The sequence below is a fragment of the Serratia sp. CY47280 genome (assembly GCF_052168655.1).
Taxonomy (GTDB): Bacteria; Pseudomonadota; Gammaproteobacteria; order Enterobacterales; family Enterobacteriaceae; genus Serratia; species Serratia bockelmannii.
In genome coordinates, this window is sequence record NZ_JBJNMG010000001.1 from 1,459,729 (window position 1) to 1,471,774 (window position 12,046).

11 protein-coding genes are annotated in these 12,046 nt (G+C 63.0%); 1 reads left to right on the forward strand and 10 read right to left on the reverse strand.

The window, feature by feature from the left end:
• Positions 1–115: 115 nt before the first annotated feature.
• Both ACJ8J4_RS07115 and ACJ8J4_RS07120 read right to left on the reverse strand, forming a co-directional pair.
• Positions 116–703, reverse strand: coding sequence for a nitroreductase family protein (locus tag ACJ8J4_RS07115; RefSeq protein WP_049208748.1), 588 nt, complete (start codon positions 701–703; stop codon positions 116–118).
• Between the two features lie 69 nt (positions 704–772).
• On the reverse strand, positions 773–1,669 hold the full coding sequence (locus ACJ8J4_RS07120) for a LysR substrate-binding domain-containing protein (RefSeq protein ID WP_264383641.1): 897 nt from the start codon (positions 1,667–1,669) through the stop codon (positions 773–775).
• A gap of 115 nt (positions 1,670–1,784) precedes the next feature.
• On the opposite strand from ACJ8J4_RS07120, the gene ACJ8J4_RS07125 reads away from it, so the two are divergent.
• Positions 1,785–2,420 carry a flavodoxin family protein gene (locus tag ACJ8J4_RS07125; RefSeq protein ID WP_197771125.1) on the forward strand — a complete coding sequence of 212 codons (636 nt, stop codon included), beginning with the start codon at positions 1,785–1,787 and terminating at the stop codon, positions 2,418–2,420.
• An 8-nt stretch (positions 2,421–2,428) separates the two neighbouring features.
• On the opposite strand, the gene ACJ8J4_RS07130 is transcribed toward ACJ8J4_RS07125, so the two are convergent.
• From ACJ8J4_RS07130 to ssuD, 8 genes are all read right to left on the reverse strand, one after another.
• Positions 2,429–3,640 (reverse strand): acyl-CoA dehydrogenase family protein, encoded by a 1,212-nt coding sequence (locus ACJ8J4_RS07130; protein ID WP_264383642.1) that lies wholly within the window; start codon positions 3,638–3,640, stop codon positions 2,429–2,431.
• A gap of 17 nt (positions 3,641–3,657) precedes the next feature.
• Complete coding sequence (locus ACJ8J4_RS07135) at positions 3,658–5,091, reverse strand: MFS transporter (protein WP_043143179.1); 1,434 nt, start codon at positions 5,089–5,091, stop codon at positions 3,658–3,660.
• A gap of 183 nt (positions 5,092–5,274) precedes the next feature.
• Positions 5,275–6,150 carry a MetQ/NlpA family ABC transporter substrate-binding protein gene (locus ACJ8J4_RS07140; RefSeq protein WP_025303420.1) on the reverse strand — a complete coding sequence of 292 codons (876 nt, stop codon included), beginning with the start codon at positions 6,148–6,150 and terminating at the stop codon, positions 5,275–5,277.
• 2 nt (positions 6,151–6,152) lie between these two features.
• The gene (locus ACJ8J4_RS07145; RefSeq protein WP_425531527.1) at positions 6,153–6,836 is read right to left on the reverse strand and encodes a methionine ABC transporter permease; all 684 of its coding nucleotides are present in this window, start codon (positions 6,834–6,836) and stop codon (positions 6,153–6,155) included.
• Between the two features lie 17 nt (positions 6,837–6,853).
• Positions 6,854–7,873, reverse strand: coding sequence for a methionine ABC transporter ATP-binding protein (locus tag ACJ8J4_RS07150; protein ID WP_043143177.1), 1,020 nt, complete (start codon positions 7,871–7,873; stop codon positions 6,854–6,856).
• Positions 7,874–7,880: 7 nt separating this feature from the next.
• Complete coding sequence (locus ACJ8J4_RS07155) at positions 7,881–9,287, reverse strand: LLM class flavin-dependent oxidoreductase (protein ID WP_025303423.1); 1,407 nt, start codon at positions 9,285–9,287, stop codon at positions 7,881–7,883.
• 84 nt (positions 9,288–9,371) lie between these two features.
• Positions 9,372–10,751, reverse strand: a complete 1,380-nt coding sequence (locus ACJ8J4_RS07160; protein ID WP_261456484.1) for an FAD/NAD(P)-binding protein — start codon at positions 10,749–10,751, stop codon at positions 9,372–9,374.
• Positions 10,751–11,923 (reverse strand): FMNH2-dependent alkanesulfonate monooxygenase, encoded by a 1,173-nt coding sequence (ssuD, locus tag ACJ8J4_RS07165; RefSeq protein WP_043143175.1) that lies wholly within the window; start codon positions 11,921–11,923, stop codon positions 10,751–10,753. Before ssuD ends, ACJ8J4_RS07160 begins: the two co-directional genes overlap by 1 nt.
• Positions 11,924–12,046: the final 123 nt, after the last annotated feature.

Genomic DNA, 12,046 nt, shown 5'->3' on the forward strand with positions numbered 1-12,046 from the left:
GCAATCGCTATATAACAAAATATACAGCGAATAAGCGAACGCGAACATACTCCCAAAGTTTTACTCGCCGCATAAAAAAGGCCCGCCAAGCGGGCCTCGGCGAGAACGCGGGCAATCACAGCGTGAAATTCAGCCCTTCGCTGACGGTATTGCCCAGCGGCAGGCGGCCCGACGGCGCCTCTTTTTCCTGCAGGAAATCCGGCAGGCGGGCTTTGTCGCCCGGTTTGCCGATCGCCACCATGGCGTGCACCGCATAGTCGTCCGGCAGCTGCAACGCCGCTTTGATCTTGTCGTGGTGAATGCCGCTCATGCAGTGGGTCAGCCAGCCTTTCAGGTGCGCCTGATGCGCCAGGTTGGCCCAGGCTGCGCCGGTGTCGAACGCGTGGGTCGGGTTGTCCACCAGCCGCTCGCCGTTCAAGCTGGTGGTTTTGGAGACGATCACCACCAGCGCCGAGGCGTGCTGCGCCCAGCCGCGGTTGAAGTCGATCAGGAACTCCAGGTAGTTCTCCCAGCTGTCGGAGCCGTGCTTGCTGTAGGCAAAGCGCCACGGCTGAATGTTGTAGGCCGAAGGCGACCAGCGCGCCGCTTCAAAGAAGCTCAGCAGCGTTTGATCGTCGATGGCGTCGTTGGTCATCGCGCGCGGCGACCAGCGCTCGATAAATTGCGCGTCAATCGGGTAATCGGAGGTTCTTGGCTGGCTCATGATAGGTTCTCGCAGTGAAGTAAAAACAAAAGTTCGCTGATATTCCCACAGCTTAGGACGGTAAAACTTTTATTTCGTGCCATTGCCTTGCGGCAGTTCCTGCTGCAGCCAGGCGAGAAACGCCCTGACCGGCGGGTGCCGCTCGCGTCCCGGCGCGCACAACACGCTGTACGCGGCACCCGGAACGCGCACCTCCGGCCGGTACGCCACCAGCAGACCGTTGTCCACCATCTCGGACACCATCACCGAGCTGGCGAGCACCAACCCCTGCCCGGCCACCGCCGCCTGCAGGGCGTAATGTTCCTCGTGATAGCTGCGCATCGCCGCATGGCGCTGCCACCAGTCCACGCCGGCGGCCCGGCACCAGTCATGCCAGCCGCTGTCGTACAGCGCCGAATCTCCCCATTTGACGGTGATCAGCACCGGATTTTCCGGCGGAGCGGCGGCCAGCCCCGGCGCGGCATAGACGCCAAAGCTTTCCTCCAGGCGCGCCGTCTGATGCAACGCGGGATAATGCGCGCGGCTGTAGCGCACCGCCACGTCCACGCTGGCGTCCTGCTGCAGATCGATCACCTCGGCGCAGGCCTCCAGGCGCACCAGATAGTGCGGGTACGCCTGGTAGAAACGCCCCAGGCGCGGCACCAGCCACAGCGCCGCGAAAGAGTGCGTGACCGAGACGCACAGCGATCCGGTGCTGGGCTGCGGCCGCAGACCCTCGAGCGTGGCGGCGACGTCCAGCAGCGCGCCGTGCACCCCGGCAAACAGGGTTTCTCCCTTCGGTGTCAGCCGCACGCCGCGCGGCACCCGCTCGAACAGCGCAAACCCCAACTGTTGCTCCAGCGCTTTGATCTGGTGCGAGATCGCCGTTGGCGTCACCGCCAGCTCGGCCGCCGCCAGCTTGAAACTGCGCAGGCGAGCGGCGGATTCAAAGGTGCGTAAAGCGTTGACGGGCAGCGTGGCGAACATGGCGAATCCTCTTGAGATGAGTTGAGTTCATCCTGGCAGAAAAGCCGTCATTTGTCGCCTGCCGGTGCTTGTTTCTAGAGTAGGACTGAATCCACTTCACACCAAGGAACATGACATGAATACAACTCATCAATCCAAACGTCTGGTGGTGCTGGTCGGCAGCCCGCGCCGCGACGGCAACAGCGCCACGCTGGCGCAGGCGATCCTGGTGGGCGCCGCCGAAGCCGGCACCGTCGCCAGCCTGCATTTTCTCGATGATTACCTGAGCGGTTTTCTGAGCGATGAACGCCATACGCCGCCGTCGGCCGATCGCTACGCCGAGCTGTTCCTGGAGCACTTCCTGCCGGCCGACGGCGCGGTATTTTGCACGCCGATTTACTGGTACGGCATGTCGGCGCAAACCAAGGCCTTTTTCGATCGCTCGTTCAGCTTCTATTCCAACGCCTACCCTCAGGCGGAACAGGTGCACCAACGCATGAGCGGCAAACGCATCGGGCTGGCGGTGGCGTCGGAAGAAACTTATCCCGGCTCGGCGCTGGGCATCGTGCATCAGATCCAGGAGTTCAGCCGCTACACCCATTCCGCCTTCGTCGGGCTGGTGCACGGCGCCGGCAACCAGCGCGGTGAGATCGCCCGCGATCCGCGCAACCCGCTGCAGGCCGCCCGCGAGTTGGGGCGCGAGTTCTTCACCCGCCCCTACTCGGATTATCAGATGGACAGCCCGCGTAGCACGCAGGTTTGGACGGAATAGCCACGGCCTCAACCGCCACTGCCGATTTGCCAGATAAAGGTCGGCGTATGGCGGTTAATTTCCCAGTCACCGATATTGCGCGCCTTGTAGATCACCGGATTATGTGAAGAGAGCGTGCGCGCATTGCGCCAGTGGCGATCCAACGCCTTGCCGGTACGGGTATCTGAAGCGCCGAGCGCATTGAACAATTCACCGGCGGCGCGCTGCACCCACTCCCCGGCGATGACCTGCGCCCTGGCGGCGTCCAGTTCCGCCGTCACGTTAAGCGCCTGCAGCAGCGCTTCATCGCCGGAACGATGCGCCTCATAAGCCTGCTGCAGCGAGGAAGTCGCTTTTAGCACCGTCGCCTCAACCGCATAGGCCCAGGCGCTGATTTGCCCCACCACCTGCTGGATCTGCACGTCGTCCTTCACCCAACCGGCGTTGCCGTGGCTATAGATCCTTTTACGTTGCCTCACGCCCTCGCCGACGTCTCGCAGCACCGCGCGGCCGATCCCCGCCAGCGTCGCCAGCAACACATGCTGATAGAACGCAGTTTGGTAGCGGAAGCGCTCGGCAAAGTCATAGACGTGCGCCTGCTCGACCCGCGCATCAATAAAACGCGTGGTGCCGCTGCCGGTAGTGCGTTGGCCAAATCCGTCCCAGTCGTCGTCGCGCTCTACGCCCGGCTGGGCGACGTTCACCAAAGCGATCACCGGGCCGCCGCTGCGCTCGGCATACACGTCGATCCAATCGGCAAACAGACTACCGGTGCTGTAAAATTTCTCGCCGTTGAGCGACCAGCCGTCGGCCTGTGGCGTTACCCGGGTATTGACCTGCCCCAGCTTCACGCCGCCGATCTCGGTCCAACCGCTGCCGACCAGCTCGCCGTCGAGAAAGCGTTCGAACCAGCGATCGCGCTCCGGGCCGTCCGGCGCGTTCAGCCGATCTTCCACGAAGGCGAAATGCGCCCGCAGCGCCTGCGGCAGGTTAGAGTCCGCCTCCGCCAGTTCGGTCAGCAGTTCGAACAGCTGCGGCAACGAAGCGCCGTCGCCGCCCTTTTCACGCGGGAGGCGCACCTTGCCGAACCCCGCCTCTTTCAGCCAACGGATCGGTTCATGCGGCAGCGTGCGCGACAGCTCTCGCTCCACCGCCCCGGCGGCGATTTCGGCGAAGATCGGCCGAAAACGCGCGGCCAGCTGTGCGTAGTCTGCTCCGGTGGATAACAGGTGTTGCGTCATGTCAGTGTCCTCTGTGGTTAAGCGCGATCGGCCAGATCGTCGATATCGTGCGCCGTCGGTTCAAAGCGAATGATCAGCAGGAAGACGATGGGGATTGCCGCCGCCAGTGAAACAATCCAAAACATGTCGGTGCCGAAGCGCGCCTGCAAAATCGGCAGAATAAACAGCGCCAGTGCGCTGCCGATACCGGACAGCGAACGGCCGAAACCGACGCCGGTGGCGCGGATCGCCGTCGGGTAAGAGAGCGCCGGATAAATCATCATCTGCGCGCCGGGGCCGAATCCTTCGGCGAACAGCCATAGGCCCAACATCAGGATCGCCAGCCCAACGCCGAACGCCGCCTGCGGATGTCCGATCAACGCCAGGGCAATCAGCGCGATAAACTGCAGCGCGAATCCGGCGATCGCCACCTGGCGCGACGGATACTTCCATGCCAGACGCATGCCGAGCAGGCCACCGGTAAAAGCGAACAGCACGTTCAGCCCGAGCGAAGCGGAGATAGTTTCAAACACCCCGGCGCCGAGAAACTGCGCCAGAATCGACGGCAGAAAGAAGGCGATGGCGGTGTATTCAAAGGAAATGCAAACGTTCATCACGCTGGCGACCAGCGTGCGCTCGCGGTACGGCTTGCGGAACAGCACGCGGAAGCTGACCTTCGGCGGCGCCGCCGGTTGGGCGGCGTCAGGTTCCGCCTCATGGGCGGCAATGCCGTATGACTCGCGCAGGATGCGCGCCGCCTCTTTCAGATCGCCCTGGTTAGCGGCCCACAGCGGCGACTCGTTCATAAACTTGCTGCGCACCATGATGATCAGCAACGCCGGCACGGCGCCGAAAATCAACGAGGCGCGCCACAGCCAGTTCGCATATTCGGCCGGCAATAGAAAATAGAGCGCAAAGATGATCAGAAAACACACCGACGAAGCGGCGTACCACATCGGGCACCAGGCCGCCAGGCGCGACGCCTTGTTGGCCTTGCCGGTGAATTTGGAGAATTCGGCCAGATAGGCCATCGCCACCGGCAAATCAATGCCGACGCCGATCCCCATCAAAAAGCGCGCGCCGATCAGCACCCAGACGTTGGGCGCCAGCCCGGCGGCGATGGCGGAAACCACAAAAAACAGCATATCGGCCATAAACACCTGATAGCGGCCGTACTTATCGGTCAACCAGCCGCCGACCAGGTTGCCGAGAATGGTCCCGACCATGATCGAAGAAGTTACCACCCCGGTCAGCAGCGGGCTGAGGCTGAATTCACGCACCACGTCATCGATGCCGTAAGACAGCGTGGTCAGGTCATAGGCATCGAGAAAAACACCGCCCAGCGCCAACAGCACGATCATGCGCGCATGGGTATTTTTCTCGCTGCGCTGGTTAATCAAACGTGCCACATCGCTGGCCGAGCCGATGGGCGCAGATAACGGCGGCGCGGTATCGATATTTAAGGTACTCATAGCTTCCTCGTTGTAATTGGCAGGTGACACCTCGTTTATAGGGTGAAAAAATTACGCCGACAAACAACAATTTCTTCTATAAATATCATTAATATCAATAAATTAAACATTGTTACAGCGTAACAAAAACGCCGGATTAACGCGCGTTAATCCGGTCTTTATCACGGTCATTTCGGGCGGGGATTATTCTGCCGATACCGGCACCAGCACGCCTTTCACCAGCGGGTCGTCGGTGCTTTTCAGCCACGCCTGCAACCTGGGATCGGCAAACGCCCGCTGCAGCTTGCGAATATTTTCGTCCTGCAGATAGGGCGTGCCAATCACCAGCTGCGAGGCGAAGGTCTTCGGCGCCGGTGGGAACAAGATGCCCTTCTCACGCGGCACCTTGCCGGCGTCGAACTGCGACACATAGCCAATGGCCGCATCTACCGAATTCAGCGCGCGCGGCATGGTCAGCAAATCCAACTCCTTGAAGTTAAAATGGCGTTTGTTCTCGCGAATGTCTTTCAGCCTGGCGGTGCGCGCCTCGATCGCAGGATCCAGCCCGATCAGTCCAATGCGCTGCAGCAGCCACAACGCCTGCCCCTGATTGGCGCCGTCGTTGGGCACCACGATCTCCGCGCCGTCCGGCAACTCCGCGATCGACGTATAGCGGTCGGAATAAATGCCAAACGCCCACTGAAACACCGGCAGCGTCGGGGTCAGCTTAAAACCATTGGCATCTACCACCTGCTTTAGCCACCATTGGTGCTGGTAGATCGTGGCGGCGTACTGCCCCTGCGCCACCGCACGATCGGCCTGCACCGGATCCTGCAGGCCAACCGCCTCCAGCCTAAGGCCGTAATCCGGCGCGATATGGTCGCCGACGTACTCGATCACCCGCTGCTCTCCGGCCATCGCCGGCTCAAAGTGCACTTTCAGCGTGCTGCCGAACTGCACCGTCTGCTGCTGGCCGGCGCTAAAGTGCCAAACCGCGGCGGCGATAATTGCCACCGCCGCGATACCCACCGGCCACGGCCAGCGTTTCTTCTTCACTATCTCAAAATCGTGATTAGGCATGATTAAAAGGTTTCCTGATGATGACGCAACGCGGCGACCAGGCGGTCACCAATAAACTGAATCAGTTGAATCGTGGCGATCAGCACCACAATGGTGGCGATCATGATGTGATTGTCGAAACGCTGGTAACCGTACACCACCGCCAGATAGCCGATGCCGCCCGCGCCAATGGTGCCGGCGATGGCCGAATACTCGATCATCGAGATGACGTTCAGCGTGATGGCGGCGACGATCGCCGGCAGCGCCTCGCTGAGCTGCGCGCGGGTGACTATCTGCCAGATCGAACCGCCGGACACCAGCCCCACCGCCGTCACCTCCGGCGGCAGTTCGCGCAGCGCGTTCTCCACCAGCCGGCCAAAGAACGGAATGCCGGCGACGATCATCGGGATCACCGCCGCCGGAATGCCGATGGTGGTGCCGGTCAACCAGAAGGTGAACGGAATAATCGCCGCCATCAGCACCAGAAACGGCAGCGAACGGCCCATGTTCACTAACCAGCTCAGCGCGCGATTCAGCGCCGGACGCGGAAACAAGCCGCGCGATGAGGTATTGAACAACACCACGCCGACGGCGCCGCCGATCGCCACCACAAACAGCATCACAATGCCGACCATCAGCCAGGTTTCGCCGTAGGCCGGCAGCATCAACCGATGGATCTCGCGCCAGGGTGTGTCCTGGCTCATCATGCTGTCAGACAGATTTTTCATACCGCCTCCTGCAAGGCCGCCGGCTGTTCCAGCACCTCGGCGAGAATGCCCAACCGCCGCAGCTCGCCCTGCAGTTCAGCGACCGAACGCGAACCGCCGCCAAAACGCACCGCAATCTCTAACCGCCCGGCCAGGCTGCCGCCCACCACTTCAACGTGGCCGCCCAGCAGATCGATCTGCAGGTCGAGTTGGCGGCTGATGCGGCTGATCCAGTCGGTGGCCGCCGGCTGACGGGCGGAATAGGTCACCTGCAACCGCAACGCGGCGTCGGACGCCAGCGTCTTCAGCGGGAACAGCTGGCGGCCCAGCGAGGAATCGGGCGCCGCCAACAGCTCGCGCACCGGCCCTTGCTGCACAATCACGCCGTCGCGGATCTCGGCCACCGCGTCGGCGGCGTCGCGCACCGCATCCATCTCGTGGGTGATCAGGATGATCGACAGGCCATACCGATCGCGCAGCTGTTTAAGCAGGCTGAGAATGGCCCCGGTGGCGTCCGGATCCAGCCCGGAGGTGGCCTCATCCGCCAGCAGCACCGACGGATTCAGCGCCAGCGCGCGGGCGATGCCGACCCTTTGGCGCTGGCCGCCGGACAGCTGAGCCGGGTAAAACGCCGCCTTGTCCGCCAACCCTACCGCTGCCAGCAGGCTCTTTACCCGCTTGTCGATATCGCGCGGCACCACGCCCAGATAGGTCAACGGCAGCGCCACATTCTGCCAGGCGGTTTTACGCTGCAGCAGCGCGGAAGACTGGAACACCGTGCCTATCGCCCGCCGCTCCCTGCGCAGCGCCTCGCCCGCAAGCCGCGACAAGTCCTGGCCGTTCACCCGGATACTGCCGCTGCTCGGCCGCTCCAGCAGGCTGATGCATTTCGCCAGCGTCGATTTGCCCGCCCCGCTGGGGCCGACCACGGCGGTAATCGATCCGGCCGGCACCTGCAGCGAAACGCCCTTCAGCACCTCAATCCGTCGCCCGTCCGGCGCGCGGTAAGCCTTGTGCAATCCTTCAATCTCTATCATCGCATCCTCACTTGACGCTCAGTGCATCGGCCAAGAGCGCGCCGGCCGGCCAGCGGTAGCCCACCGCCGGGTGCGGCTCTGCCAGGCGCGGCCCCTGATTGAACAATTTTTCTCGCAGAGTGCCCGCTGTGTAGTCGCGCTTGTACACTCCGCGTTTTTGCAGCTCGGGGATAAGCAGTTCCACCACGTCGGTGAAGGTTTCATGGGTAACGGCGTAGGCCAAATTGAAACCGTCAACATCCGTTTCCTCCACCCACGCCTGCAGTTCGTCGGCCACGGTTTGCGGGCCGCCCACCAACAGCGGGCCGAAACCGCCGATGCCGACCCATTCGGCGATGCCCTGTACGGTCCATTCACGGCTGGGATCGGCGCTGGAGAAAGTTTCCACCGCCGACTGAATGGCATTGGTGTGCAGATGCTTCAGCACCTGATCCGGCTGATACTGACCGAAATCGATGCCGGTCCAGCCGGACACCAGCGCCAGCGCGCCTTCGTAGCTGGTATAGGATTTGTATTCCCGCCATTTTTCCTGCGCCTGCCGGTCAGTTTCACCGACGATCACCGTCTGCAGGTTGAAGATCAGGATGCTGCGCGGGTCGCGCCCGGCCTCGGCGGCGCGGCGGCGGATATCGGCCACGGTTTTTTTCAGCAAGGTTTTCGAAGGAGAGGCGACAAACACGCATTCGGCGTGCTCCGCGGCAAATTGCTTGCCACGGCTGGAAGCGCCGGCCTGATACAACACTGGCGTGCGCTGCGGCGAAGGCTCGCTCAGGTGAATGCCCGGCACCTGGAAGAACTCGCCTTTGTGGTTGATCGGATGAATTTTCGCCGGATCGCTGAAGATGCGCCGCTGACGATCGCGCAAAATCGCGCCGTCTTCCCAACTGCCCTCCAGCAGCTTGTAAACCACCTGCAGGTATTCATCGGCGTAGTCGTAGCGCGCATCGTGATCGGTCTGCGCCCGGTGGCCAATATTGCGCGCGCCGCTCTCCAGGTAAGAAGTGACGATATTCCAACCGATACGCCCCTTGGTCAGGTGATCAAGCGTCGACAATCTGCGGGCGAAAGGATAAGGGTGCTCGAATGACAGCGAGGCGGTCAACCCGAAGCCGAGATGTTCGGTAACCAGCGCCATCGGCGTCACCAGCGCCAGCGGATCGTTAACCGGCACCTGCGTCGCCTGGCGGATCGCCGCGTCGCCGCTGCCGTTAAGCACGTCGTAAATCCCCAGCACGTCGGCGATAAACAATCCATCGAACTTGCCGCGTTCCAGCAGGCGCGCCAGATCGGTCCAATATTCGAGATCCTTATACTGCCAGGAACGGTCGCGCGGGTGCGCCCACAGCCCCGGCGACTGATGGCCGACGCAGTTCATATCAAAAGCGTTAAGACGAATTTCACGTTGCGATGACATAGCGAGCTCCACAATTATCTGCCGGCCACGGGCGGAGCCGGGCCGGATGGGGGGTCTTAGGGTGTTAAAAACGGGAATGGACGATCAGTTTGCAGCCGGACATCGCGCCAGCAGATATTGCGCGACGCTTTGGGCGTGTTCCGCCACCTGCGGCAGCCCCATCAGTTCGCCGAAGCGGCCACGCGCCGCCGGGCCGGCCACCAGCAGGCGCGGGTTGGCAAGGCCGTCGCCGCCGATCGCCTGGCTGTCGGCATTGACCCACAGCCCCAATCCCAGCGGATCGGCGCGCAGCGCCCCCTGCTCCGCCAGCGAGCTGAGCAACGGGCTGGCGGCGATCAGGCCAGCATGGGCCGGACCCGTAGCGATCAGCAGCCGCTGCGCCTGCAGCGCCCGCTCTGCGCCCTGGCGCGGCAGAATCGTCAAACGCACGCCCTGCGGCGTGGGTTCTGCCCGCCGCAAACGAGCGGCCAATACCTGCAGCGTGCCCGCCGCCTGTTGCTCCGCCAGCAACGTGCTCACCTGCGGTGCAATGCGATAGCGGTGCACGTCCCAATAGGCGCGCAGATGCCGCAGAAAGCGCTGCTGTTCGGTCGGCGTCAATGCTTGCCACAGACGCTGGCCCTGGGCGCGCACCTCGTCCAACACCGCCTGCCACGGCACCCGTTGCCCAGCGGCGCGCGCCACTTCAAGGCGCACCTGCCGCACCCCGTCACGCAGTCCGGATGGCGGGGTAAACGACCACGTCGGGTACTCCTCTTCGGCATTGGCACGCGGCAACAAACCATGACGAGAGAACGCGGTAATCGGCCCACGATGCCCGCGGCGGTGCAACGCCGCCACCGCATCGGCCATCGTCAGCCCGCTGCCGACGATCGCCAATGATTCATCGGGTTCAATCTCATCCAGCGCCCCCTCCGCCCAGGGATTGGCGATTAACCGCGCGTCGCGCGCCAGTTCCGGGGCGATCTGCCGCGGCAGCGCGGGCGGCGGATGGCTGGTCGCCAACACCACATAATCGCCCCACAGCCGTTCGCCGCCGGCGGTGATGACGGACGCGCCCTGCGCCTGCGGCTGCAGGTACTGCGCCCGATCGCGCAGGTGCCGCAAGCGGGCCTGGCCGGACTGCGCCGCCTGATGAAAACGCTCCTCGACATAACGGCCGAAGGCACCGCGCTGCGGATAGGCCTTACCGTCGCGCCATAACGCCTGCGGATCGGCCGTCAGCCCGCCGCCCTGACGGAACCAGCGGTCAAAATCCCCCGCGGGCTCATCCGCCAGCTGCATCCTATCGGCCGGGACGTTGATGCGGTGGGTCGGCTCGGTGGTCGAATACGCCACGCCATAGCCCGGCGCGGCGCGCGGTTCGATCACCGTGACATCCACCGCTCCGTGCGCCAGCTGGATCGCCAGCGCCGCGCCGGTGAAACCGCCGCCGATAACGATAATATGGGCACGCTTCGCCATCAGCCCTCCCGCTGCGCCGGGCCGGGACGACGATCGCCACCGATGGTTTCGCCAAACGGGCCGGTATTGATCGTGCGAGCCGTCTGATGAGCCGACTGCGCCAGCGGCAGCAGCGGCATCACCAGCTCGGCGAAGCGGTGAGCCTCTTCCAGATGCGGATAGCCGGAAAGGATGAAATTGTCGATGCCCAGCGCCTGATACTCGCGTATGCGCGCCGCCACCTGCTGCGGATTGCCCACCAATGCGGTGCCGGCGCCACCGCGCACCAGGCCGACGCCGGCCCACAGGTTGGGGCCGATGCGCAGACTCTCGCGCGAGCCGCCGTGCAGCTCGCTCATGCGGCGCTGGCCGGTGGAGTCCATGCGCGCAAAGATCTGCTGCGCCGCCGCGATGGTGTCGTCATCCAGATGCGCGATCAGTCGCTCGGCCGCCGCCCAGGCTTCGTCTTCAGTTTCGCGCACGATAACGTGTAGGCGAATGCCATAGCTGAGTTTACGCCCCTGCCGCTCGGCGCGCTGGCGCACCGCCGCCAGCTTTTCCGCCACCTGAGCCAGCGGTTCGCCCCAGGTCAGGTAGGTGTCGATCTGCCCAGCGGCGATGTCGATCGCTTCCGGCGATGAGCCGCCGAAATAGAGCGGCGGGCCGTTTTCCTGCACCGGCGGGAACAGCAATTCGGCGCCTTCGACGCGAATATGCTTACCGCTGAAATCCACCTTCTCCCCTTGCAGCAGCCGTTGATACACCGTGAGAAATTCCTGTGTCACTTCGTAACGTTCGGCATGGCTGAGGAAGATGCCATCCCCTTTGTTTTCCACCGGATCGCCGCCGGTCACCACGTTGATCAGCAGGCGTCCGTCCGACAGCCGATCCAGCGTCGCCGCCATGCGCGCCGCCAGGCTCGGCGGCTGCAGGCCGGGGCGCACCGCCACCAGGTAGCGCAACCGGCGGGTGATCGGCGCCAGCGCCGCCGCCACCAGCCAGGAATCCTCGCAGCTTTTACCGGTTGGGATCAGCACGCCGTAATAGCCGAGGTTGTCGGCAGCCAGCGCCACCTGCTGCAAATAAGGCAGGTCCACCGGGCGCCCGCCCTGCGCCGTGCCCAGATAGCGGCCGTCGCCGTGGGTCGGCAGAAACCAGAAAACGTTGATGCGCTCTTTCACTGACTCAGTCATTTATGCCTTTCCTATATAACTATTTTCAGTATTTATCGATAGAAAAACTTTGCTTGGTTATAAAAAGAAAAGCAGGATGCATGCCACATTGCAGATTTTAAAAAACCAATAAATATCAATATA

Coding starts and splice junctions, on each gene's coding strand:
- ACJ8J4_RS07125 (WP_197771125.1), top strand. CDS start 1,785: ATGAATACAACTCATCAATCCAAACGTCTGGTGGTGCTGGTCGGCAGC.
- ACJ8J4_RS07135 (WP_043143179.1), bottom strand. CDS start 5,091: ATGAGTACCTTAAATATCGATACCGCGCCGCCGTTATCTGCGCCCATC.
- ACJ8J4_RS07120 (WP_264383641.1), bottom strand. CDS start 1,669: ATGTTCGCCACGCTGCCCGTCAACGCTTTACGCACCTTTGAATCCGCC.
- ACJ8J4_RS07140 (WP_025303420.1), bottom strand. CDS start 6,150: ATGCCTAATCACGATTTTGAGATAGTGAAGAAGAAACGCTGGCCGTGG.
- ACJ8J4_RS07145 (WP_425531527.1), bottom strand. CDS start 6,836: ATGATGAGCCAGGACACACCCTGGCGCGAGATCCATCGGTTGATGCTG.
- ACJ8J4_RS07115 (WP_049208748.1), bottom strand. CDS start 703: ATGAGCCAGCCAAGAACCTCCGATTACCCGATTGACGCGCAATTTATC.
- ACJ8J4_RS07130 (WP_264383642.1), bottom strand. CDS start 3,640: ATGACGCAACACCTGTTATCCACCGGAGCAGACTACGCACAGCTGGCC.
- ssuD (WP_043143175.1), bottom strand. CDS start 11,923: ATGACTGAGTCAGTGAAAGAGCGCATCAACGTTTTCTGGTTTCTGCCG.
- ACJ8J4_RS07155 (WP_025303423.1), bottom strand. CDS start 9,287: ATGTCATCGCAACGTGAAATTCGTCTTAACGCTTTTGATATGAACTGC.
- ACJ8J4_RS07150 (WP_043143177.1), bottom strand. CDS start 7,873: ATGATAGAGATTGAAGGATTGCACAAGGCTTACCGCGCGCCGGACGGG.
- ACJ8J4_RS07160 (WP_261456484.1), bottom strand. CDS start 10,751: ATGGCGAAGCGTGCCCATATTATCGTTATCGGCGGCGGTTTCACCGGC.